Here is an 8,840-nt window from a genome sequence, read left to right as displayed (position 1 = left end):
TATCTTTAGTTGAGTTTGAATATATCGGTCGCTCCTATTCATAGTTTGCGATCGATTATTCAGCAAGCCCTACATAAACCCACAATTACCAGCGTTTTTTTTGTGAAAAACTGGTATAAACGCTCGCACATCCTACGCTCATAGTTCCAAAAAACAACAAATTTGGCAGGTACAGCCCATCTTCCAGAAACACGCTACCAAAAAACATGAGCGCTACCTGACAACCCAATAATGCAGCTACCAAATTCCACCCAGCTACCAACGATGCAGAGAGTAGCCAATTCATTGCTAGAGTAAGGGCGATCGCCATTGCTATTGCCCCAAGTGGTGCTGCATAATCGTACTGTCTGAAGGGAAGAAGAACAAAAAAGACTAAAGCATAAGCAAAACCTGCAAAAGCCAGTGCTAATCCACTAATTATTTCGTTCCCGTTCAGGATTGTCAAAAGAGTTGCATTGTCGATCACTTAGGATCAATCGACTTAACAAATTGTTGGACAGGCTGTGGTAGAGCCGGCACAAAAGTCTTTCTAAAACCCCTAACATCGAACACTCGCCACAAAATACCTACCGCTACCGTCAAGAAAAATAACGCTCCCAAAAAATTGAACGCACTATACAGAAAACCGCTGTCCCTTTTTTTCGGAGGTGTAATATGTTTCATGCGATATACAGCCGGCTCGTAATCTCTCGACTCCTCGCGATTGCGCCGCGGTGTTTTGGGCCGGGAACTCGCAGTGCGCTTCTCTGTCAAACCCGTTTTATTAGTTTTAGTAAAACTGCTGGCCGACTTCAATTCAGAACCGCCGCGGGTTCCCGTTAACTTGCTAGCAGAAGCCCCCGTTTGGCCAACAGCAGCATCCTGAATTCTGCTGTTAGGGCGCTGAGTGGATTTGCGATCGGCGAGGGTACGCATCAAACTTTGCAATTGCTGAGTCGCCGCCGACGGGCGTTCCCCTTTCCTCGCCCAATTTAACAGCATCGCCCCCGTAATCCCGCAGAGATTCGTAGCGCCTACAGAAGCCAGCCGCTTCAGCAGAGGCTGGCTGTTGGACACAAAAATCACCAATGCCTCCGGGTGTTCGGTCGCCAAACCGTAAACGCACTGAGCCGTCGCCACTACCAGCATTGCTGGCTTGCTTTGATTTTTGATCGAAGGTTCGAGAGCTCGGTGTGTTTCCTGAGCGTCAGTTGCAATCCAGCCACTGTCGGCAAAAAATCGCATAAACTCTCTAGCTACTTGCTCTTGCTCTTTTTCCACCGCCTGCCCTGTCAGACGATCTATTTCGTCGTACACTACTTCCGGGATATAGCAAGTTCCCACCTTGGCATATTCTTGCCACACTTGAGTTCTGCCAGTCATTAAAACATCTGCATCAAAAGTTACCAATACAGGAGGAAGTTGATTTGCCATGACTTTATCCTATAGGCTCAGATAAGTTATTTAAACTTAATCGATCAAGTTTAAACAAATTTTGGGTTATAAAAAAATCAACTTTTGGTAATAGATAAATTTCCCAGGGCGGGGCTGTTAATTGAAAATTAGTAGTTAGGAACCCGATCGCCCTTCAGTTCCCCAGTTTGATCGCTCAATTCCTATATTCCACTAATTTACCGCAACCCAAGAGCCTATTACCACAGCCACGCTGCTACTGTTAGTTCCCGATTCCCAGACGACCAGCCAAAGCCGGAGTCAACGGCAACAGGGCAGCAATCATCAAGAACAAAGCTAGCAAACCTAAAGCGGCGCGAGCGTCGTCAGGCTCAGTCAGCTCGTTGAGGCTCGGTCGCTCCAGATTCCGCTGTAAAATCAGAATCACGATCGCCCAATACAGAGCCAAAGGATTAACTAAAGAAACGATAGCCAGCACCACAAAAGTCGCCAAAGTAGTGCGACTGGCTATTTTCCGACCGTAGATGGCTTGCACAATTCTACCCCCGTCCAACTGTCCCGCCGGCATCAAATTAATCGCCGTTATTACCAAGCCCAACCAACCGATAACTACCAGCGGGTGAACGTCAACAATCTGCTGCTGCAACGCCGAACCCAAAACCACTTTTGCCAAAGTTCCCACCAAAACCGAACCCTTGAAAAATTCTGCGGGAATTTGAAACAAACTGCCGGGGTGAGACAGCAACAAACCCGTTACCAGCATTAGCAGAGAAACTATTCCCTCAGCCGCTGACCCGGCAAAAGCGATGTCAAACAAAACTTTACGGTTGGGCAGCAGCGACTCAAAACGGTCGAGCGCTCCAAAACAACCTATCTGCAAAGTTGGTATAAAAAACGGCCAACTCAAGCCAACCTTGTACCGATTTGCGACCACTCGGCGAGCAATTTCGCCAGAGCCTAAAACCGCCCAAATTCCGACCGCAATTGGCAGAACTTCTAAATATCTAGTCGGCGAGTTAAAGAAATCGAAACCCAGCAGCAAACCGCCTGTCTCTAAGCTGGTAGCAATTGTTGCCAGCAGCAGCACGACTGCGAGGATTTTTTGAGGTAGGGTAGTTGGCTGCGGGTCGTTGGTGCTGGGCAAGATAATAATTACTGGCTTGTCGTCCTGATTTTCTACTAAAAATAGGCGATAGCGATCGTTTAATTTCTCTTCCAAACTTGCCGTCAAACGTGAGTGTACTTGTTCTGGGTCTCCCCGGAGATTGCCTTTGAGAATTACCCCATCTTGATAGGGAATTGTTTCTGTGGCAAAGAAAGTATCAATTCCAAAGATGCCTTTAATTGCAGTGAGGTCTTCAACTGGAACGGGAATAATTTGTAATTCATTATTCGCAGGCGACGAAGTGACGATTTTAATGGTTTCTGGGCCTGGTGTTCGCTGCGACTCAGGGGCCGAGAAACCATCGCTTTGGGACTTTACCTCAGCAGCATCCGGCCGCGGCAGCACTGCCTCCGATGCAGCCTTACGCAATTGCCGGCCCAGATAGATGTACAATCCCGTGGATGCCACCAGCAGCAACAATACCGCAACTAGATTGAGGTAAATCCCGGCGGCGAACAAACCAAAGAACAGCAGCCAGGGACTCATCAGCGCAACAGACTGCAACCAAGCCAAAATTCCCAGTTTGCCAAAAGGTCTGGCGCGATAAAATCCCCAACCCAGAATTCCCATAGCAACCAATACGAGCGCAATTGTTGCCGTATTTTCCGATGCAACTATAGGCATTCCGGTTGCTTGCGCCAATAGGAGCTTTAATGGGTCGATCGCGCTGCGGTCGAGTAATAGCATTAAATTTTGGGGAATATGAAATAGAGTTGTTGGGAACATATCCAAACCTATCGGAAACTAGCCTGATTACTAAGGATAACCCCTGATGGCTAATCGGCCCACAACCTGCTGCTGGTGCTGTTTGAACATCGCAGGATCTAGGCTATTGACAAAAGAGAATTTTTATGATATCACATCGGCTGGAGCAAACCTATACTCAGAAGGGTAGCAGTGTCGATCGCCCAGAAGCAGGCAGATTCGCTCAGTTTGGCAGGCGGGGCTTTTGTAAGGATTTGTCTTGCACAACAATTGCACAACAAACGCACAACAAATAAGGTTTGAGCCGTTCTCTACTTTGCGGTAAAGAACGGCTCAAAGCATTGATGCTATTAGGTTTACTTAACGGGTACGGCAGGACTTGAACCTGCGGCTCGCTGCTTAGAAGGCAGCTACTCTATCCAACTGAGTTACGCACCCAACTCAAAAATCGCTAACAAGATTATTGTATCGGTGCAGTGTGCGATCGAGCAAGTAAATAATATTATGACTTACGCATAAACCGGTTTGAGGTACGAAAATATGGCGTGCAGTGCGATGGTTAGGGAAAAAAAACCAAGATGATGAGAGTGCCTGTGCCTCCAAGAGTGTATCTGACAAAAGCTGGAGGGACTCACCTGCAAACAGCACAATTGTAAATTTACAATCAAAACTAGGTAGGACGTGGACTCGGGTAAAGTATTTAGAGGTCGAGGTGAAACCCAACTATTTGGTCGATCGGATATCTCCAGAAAATAAGACGGATCTCAGACAGCATAAGAGCCACAGGTGATTTTTCGGAGATGTATATCGGTTATGTTAACATCCCCTAGTGGCAAAGCCTAAAACGCTGACCGCATTACCGAAAAACCAGAGCTCGTTCCCTGATTTGAGGTATGAGTTGAGCCAGAATGACTAATTTGCTGATATTGAGTTATGTTGGCTAACATTCTGCTCGACTTGATATTTTATAAAAATGTGGTAGAACTAGGATTGAAAGACTCAGGTGAAAATCCCTGATGGTACGGAGCCTCTATATAAGCTTCCTATACGGCATCAAAGCAAAAGAGTCAATCGCCCGCTCGGCACGAGCGCGAAAATCAAGCGTTACCAGTACAGCAGTCGTAAATTGTGCGCGGGGGATTTTGCTTCGTGCATTGATTTATACGCCAAGGCCGAGAGACAATCTCAGCTTAGATATTTGTTAGCATTTGTTAGCAAAAAAGTATCGGAACGCTTGAGGAGAGAACCATCTCTGGGTGATCGGGAGCAATCCTGCTAATTTAAGTGGACTCGCTGAATCAAGAATCCCTTCGCCTTTAGGCATTGGGAGTGTCAAAAGCACAGCACCTCGGCCATGACAGGAGTCAAATCGCAGTGTCATGTTTATTCTGAAACGGCAGGATGTTGAAATAACCAATTTTCAACACCCAAAACGGGATCAACAAATTCCCATTCTCAATTATCAGGGGCAGACTTTTCGCCTGATCAGCGCCTTCAACGGCAAGCAAGCAGAAGACGCCAGAGCCTTGTGGCGGGACTTAACCGACAACCGAGGCAAAGCCTGTGTTCTGCTAGAAGAGCCGGATCGATATAGCGTCTGGGGAAAAGTCCGTTTAGATCAGCTTGCCGGTGAAGAACCGGCAGGGAATGAATCAGCCAAAGCACCACTGTTCACGCAGGCTTGTCTGCTGCTCCTCCAAGCTGTTTACTTCGATGTAGAAGACCTCTTAGGCGCAAGGCAAGCCACATCGTTTCAGAAAGATATCGCCAAGGTATTTCAACAGGGAAACTTCCCCCAGGCAGACTCCCCTGATGCGATAAAAAACTGGCTAACCGTTAGTCCCTTGCAAAATCACAAGGTGCCTCCTTGGCAAGAGCAGCATCTCAAGACCTTATTGCAAGAACTCCACCGCTTGGGCAAATCATATTTTGGCAATACGGACTTCGCGGAGGGAGTGAGCGATGTGCTGCAAGATATGCCAGCACCGGATCGGACTCAGTTTCTAGATTGGCTGAAACAATCAGCCCTCAACAAGTTGTGGATCGCAGGATAGAAAATCGGTGCCAATTGATCAGACAATTGGGTCCAGATAATGGAGCTTAGATAATTGCACTGTAGGGGGTACGCGATATACAGGTTGGATTGCCAACTTGTATTGACCAACCAAATTGTTGATTCGGTTGGGATGCCACCTATGGTGTGGCAATTTAACTAAGTTTCGATCGCAGTCCCCACCCAGAATCATTGATATGAGTAGGGGAGTGGGAAAGCAAAAAAACAGATACCTCAACCTTTGAGGGTATAATTTCAGAGATAGATTGGGTACTGTAAAAGCCTTAATGGTGGAGACATATACCGTATTTCTATCATTATATTTCCGGGTACAAGATCGACTAACGACTAATTCGTTGAATTAGTAAATAGATATTATTCTTGCTTAGTCTTTCTAGAGTGTACGAGGATCAAAGTCCCGACGACACACTGAGGACGCCAGTTATTCCGGAAGCGTCAGAGCAAGGTTTTTTAAGGTTTTTTGGCGAAAGAATCCTCATCTCCAATCAAAGATTGAGATGGGGTGCGTTCAACCGCTAGTTAGGTCTCGTGGAATCCCTATGAGTAGCACTTCAGAAAAGTCATCTACATCTTCATCTTTACTGTCAGCTCAGACCCTAGTGATTGCGGGCATTGTCTGGGCTGTAATGGCGCTGCTGTTCTTTTTGCTGTTCAGCGTCCCCCTCTCAGCAGAAGAGGGTTTACCTCTGTGGTACTCGATCGGCACTTATATTTTTGAATGCGGAGCATACTTCGGAGCGGCTTTAGTCTGTTTTAGAAACTGGCAAAGCCCCCACATGGTCAGTGGGCGCAACGTCTGGCTGGGTATAGGTCTGGGGATGCTGTTTTATTTCATAGGCGGCGTGCTGTTCGGGATTTGGGAACTCTATTTCGGGTTAGATCCGGACGTGTCTCCCGCAGATGCGTTTTATCTGGGCAGCTATGTGGTCCTGATCGGGGGCATGGTTGTAGCTGTGACTTCCAAGCGACTGAATCTAGAAAGTTGGCAGTGGGGTTTGTTAGCGGGAATTGCAGCCTTCGGGATTGCTGTAGCTATTTGGGTTGCTGCACCTGACTCTTGGAGGACCCAGCTAGGAATGGCTCCGGCAGCCCCTCAAGAAGTAGTGACAGAATCTGCACGAACCACCGCTGCCAAAGGAAGAGCGCCTGCTTTGGACAATTCGTCCAAGTTACAGGCAAAAGGAGTAGCAGCGACTGATACTGAATCAGCACCCGAAGAAGAAGCAGCAGCAGAAACCAAAGCTCCCGGATGGGTGATCGCACTAGACAAGCAACTGGCGCCTCACAAAAATGCAATCAATTTGTTTTACATCGTCGGGGACGTTTTTCTGCTGATTATTGCTACTGCATTGCTGCTGGCATTTTGGGGAGGACGTTTTTCCCAATCTTGGAGAATGATTGCGGCTGCAACTTTTTCGCTTTACATCGCAGATATGTACTTTAAATGGCGCGATACTCAGGCTGATGGTAGTTATCAAAGTGGCAGTTTGCTGGAAGTCTTTTTTGTTTTCAGTGCCATCCTGTTTGGGATTGGAGCTATCTTGGAACATGACATCTCAACCCGTTCTCGCCAAAGCAGGCGCACTCGTCGCGCAGCCTAGCGATTTGATATTGGGGTTGCTTTGGCAAGGGATGGGGACGCGAAAGCTTTTTTGCCCTTGTAGGCATCTCTGAGCTTGAAAGGGAAAAAGAAAAATCACAGTTCGCTGACTGCTAGCCTGCGTCTTTTCACGTCTTTTTGCTGGGAAACTTGGCATGACGCCTACAAAACTCTCCGATTCAGACAAACGCGAACTCATCAGGCTGTACCGACAGTCAAACGAGAATACTATCACTCTGGCAAAGCGCTACGGAGTGAGCAGTTCGACTGTGAGGCGCATCCTTCAGGGTGCTTTGTCGGAGCCGGAATACGAATTTCTAGTCCAGCAAAAACAAAAGCGTTTGTCCGATCGCAGCAGTGTTTCTGAACCGACAGAGGCGACTACTGAGTCGTTGGCAGATGGCGCAATCTATCCTGTAGCTGTCCCCCTGTCGGAGTCAGTCCCTGTCGCCCCGTCAGCCTTAAATTCGAGACCGACAATCCGAAAGCGTTCTGGATCAGTCCCTGAACCACTTGCAGAACTCGAAGTTCGAGGGAATAGAGAGTCGGAGTTGGATGTTTCTGATGTGCCAGATGCCCCAGCAGCCAATCTTGCCGATCAAAGCCACCGCGCTGTTGTGACTGGTGACCTAAAGGCAATTCTGCCAGCAGAAGGGCTGCTGGCAGGTGAAGACTTTAGGGATTTCGAGGATGAGGATGATGAGGAGGAGAATCAAGACGATGTAGATGACGACTTCGACGAAGATGTAGAGGATGAAGACTCTCTGTTTGAAGGGAGTCTCCTGGGTTCACTATCGTCGGGCGAGTTGATCCTCTTCGAGGGCTTCGCTAACGAGCTTCGGGGTACAGGGCTGATTCAAGTTTTGCCTTTAAGCGAAGCATCTCTGCCCAAAATTTGTTATTTGGTGGTCGATCGGGCAGCGGAGTTAATCAGCAGACCTCTAAAAGCTTTTGGCGAACTGGGTCAAATTCCGGCGGCGGAAATTCGCGAGAAAACCCTGGCAGTGTTTGACAATCACCGAGTTGCCCGCCGATTTGCTACTCGCAATCAAAGAGTTTTCAAGATTCCTGACAGCAGTATGCTGCAAAAAGCAGCGCCTTATTTGCGAGCTAAGGGAATTACTCGGCTGCTGATTGACGGTCAGGTATATTCCCTCTAAGGAATCAAATCTATTTAATATTGTACGGTGTCGGATTCTTCTGGATTTGCCTGAAATTTAGGACGTGAGTTTTGGGAATCTGAAATGTTCCACAGCGGTTGCAGTAGCGCACCTCCGATCAGTCCTGCACTCAGGCTCATTGCCAATACTACTCCTACGGGTAGTTGTATCGATTGAAAAAAGATAAAGTTTAAGGATACTGGGGCGGCGTTTTGCACTGAGATAATGCCGATCGTGCTTACTAAAATTGCTACTAAAAAACTAATGGCGAGTAGAGGAATTGTTTTCATAAACGGGTTGACAGGCTAGTAATTTAACTTGTAAGCTGTTCAGCATCTAAAACGCATATTGCATAGTATAATATGATGATATTTAGAAAAAGTCAATGCCTACTAAAAACTTCCTCAGTTGCGAGACAAAAAAAAGTCTACAACAAGCATTAAAAGAGCATGAGCATCCAGATATTCGGCAAAGAGCCTTAATTTTTTTGTTACTAAATAACGGAAATACACAAGCTAAAACTGCTGAACTAATTGGATGTTCTCTGAGAAAAGTTGCTTATTGGAGCATACATGGTGAGCCTGAGAATTTAGACAGTTTCAAAGATGAGCGGATGAAGGGTAACTACCGAAAAGCTACAGAAGAATACATTAATTTACTACTAGAAACCATTGAAGTAGAACCTGAAAAATATGGCTATGAATTCGGGAGATGGACAACAGCTAGACTTGCCATCTATCTAGG

General features: G+C 46.9%; 8 protein-coding genes and 1 tRNA gene. 4 read left to right on the top strand and 5 right to left on the bottom strand.

Annotation, left to right across the window (positions count from 1 at the left end):
* Positions 1–85: 85 nt before the first annotated feature.
* The 4 genes from QUA40_RS26340 to QUA40_RS26325 form a co-directional block, all read right to left on the bottom strand.
* Complete coding sequence (locus QUA40_RS26340; protein WP_333131349.1) at positions 86–445, bottom strand: hypothetical protein; 360 nt, start codon at positions 443–445, stop codon at positions 86–88.
* 17 nt (positions 446–462) lie between these two features.
* Positions 463–1,413 carry a hypothetical protein gene (locus tag QUA40_RS26335; RefSeq protein WP_333131347.1) on the bottom strand — a complete coding sequence of 317 codons (951 nt, stop codon included), beginning with the start codon at positions 1,411–1,413 and terminating at the stop codon, positions 463–465.
* A 241-nt stretch (positions 1,414–1,654) separates the two neighbouring features.
* Entirely contained in the window at positions 1,655–3,283 is a 1,629-nt protein-coding gene (locus tag QUA40_RS26330; RefSeq protein WP_333131345.1) for a site-2 protease family protein, read from the bottom strand.
* Between the two features lie 343 nt (positions 3,284–3,626).
* Positions 3,627–3,700: transfer RNA gene (locus tag QUA40_RS26325), tRNA-Arg, on the bottom strand.
* 941 nt (positions 3,701–4,641) lie between these two features.
* On the opposite strand from QUA40_RS26325, the gene QUA40_RS26320 reads away from it, so the two are divergent.
* From QUA40_RS26320 to QUA40_RS26310, 3 genes are all read left to right on the top strand, one after another.
* Complete coding sequence (locus QUA40_RS26320) at positions 4,642–5,316, top strand: Npun_F0813 family protein (RefSeq protein WP_333131344.1); 675 nt, start codon at positions 4,642–4,644, stop codon at positions 5,314–5,316.
* Positions 5,317–5,875: 559 nt separating this feature from the next.
* Complete coding sequence (locus QUA40_RS26315) at positions 5,876–6,937, top strand: hypothetical protein (protein WP_333131342.1); 1,062 nt, start codon at positions 5,876–5,878, stop codon at positions 6,935–6,937.
* Positions 6,938–7,091: 154 nt separating this feature from the next.
* On the top strand, positions 7,092–8,096 hold the full coding sequence (locus QUA40_RS26310; RefSeq protein WP_333131340.1) for a hypothetical protein: 1,005 nt from the start codon (positions 7,092–7,094) through the stop codon (positions 8,094–8,096).
* 14 nt (positions 8,097–8,110) lie between these two features.
* Here the strand turns inward: QUA40_RS26310 and QUA40_RS26305 are convergent, their stop codons facing one another.
* On the bottom strand, positions 8,111–8,386 hold the full coding sequence (locus QUA40_RS26305; RefSeq protein ID WP_333131338.1) for a LapA family protein: 276 nt from the start codon (positions 8,384–8,386) through the stop codon (positions 8,111–8,113).
* Between the two features lie 95 nt (positions 8,387–8,481).
* On the opposite strand from QUA40_RS26305, the gene QUA40_RS26300 reads away from it, so the two are divergent.
* On the top strand, positions 8,482–8,840 hold a 359-nt coding region (locus QUA40_RS26300), incomplete at its 3' end, for a helix-turn-helix domain-containing protein (protein WP_333131336.1).

The sequence above is a fragment of the Microcoleus sp. Pol11C3 genome (assembly GCF_036701485.1).
Classification (GTDB): Bacteria; Cyanobacteriota; Cyanobacteriia; order Cyanobacteriales; family Microcoleaceae; genus Microcoleus.
This window is presented reverse-complemented; position numbering and strand designations above follow the sequence as displayed.